This window comes from Paenibacillus sp. FSL H7-689, assembly GCF_000517905.1.
Taxonomy (GTDB): Bacteria; Bacillota; Bacilli; order Paenibacillales; family Paenibacillaceae; genus Paenibacillus; species Paenibacillus amylolyticus.
Genome location: NZ_ASPU01000056.1, coordinates 1 through 488, shown reverse-complemented (window position 1 = coordinate 488; position 488 = coordinate 1). Strand labels below are relative to the sequence as shown.

Sequence of the window (488 nt, the reverse complement as noted above, 5' to 3'; positions counted from 1 at the left end):
TGGCTCCCCGAACAGGGCTCGAACCTGTGACAACTCGATTAACAGTCGAGTGCTCTACCAACTGAGCTATCAGGGAATATATGCATTTGCAGTGCAAATGCAATTCATCGTACAACATCAACATGCAGAGCCTGTTTTCTATGTATGATGAAAGAGTTCGCTTGGCGACGTCCTACTCTCCCAGGACCCTGCGGTCCAAGTACCATCGGCGCTAGAGGGCTTAACGGTCGTGTTCGGAATGGGTACGTGTGGAACCCCTCCGCCATCGCCACCAAACGCGATTTATCGAAGCATAGCTTCTTAAAATCAGATATGGAACTGAAAATCATACACACGTTATGTGATGTACCAATTTTCATTTCAGAGATCATTCTCTGAAAACTAGATTCGAAACGAAACATGCGATTTAGAACTTGCTATTGGATAAGCCCTCGACCGATTAGTACTGGTCAGCTCCATGCATTGCTGCACTTCCACCCCCAGCCTAT

General features: G+C 46.9%; 1 tRNA gene and 1 rRNA gene. Both read right to left on the bottom strand.

The window, feature by feature from the left end:
* A tRNA-Asn gene (locus C170_RS25015) sits at nt 1–76 on the bottom strand.
* An 83-nt stretch (nt 77–159) separates the two neighbouring features.
* A 5S ribosomal RNA gene (rrf, locus tag C170_RS25010) occupies nt 160–276 on the bottom strand.
* Nucleotides 277–488: the final 212 nt, after the last annotated feature.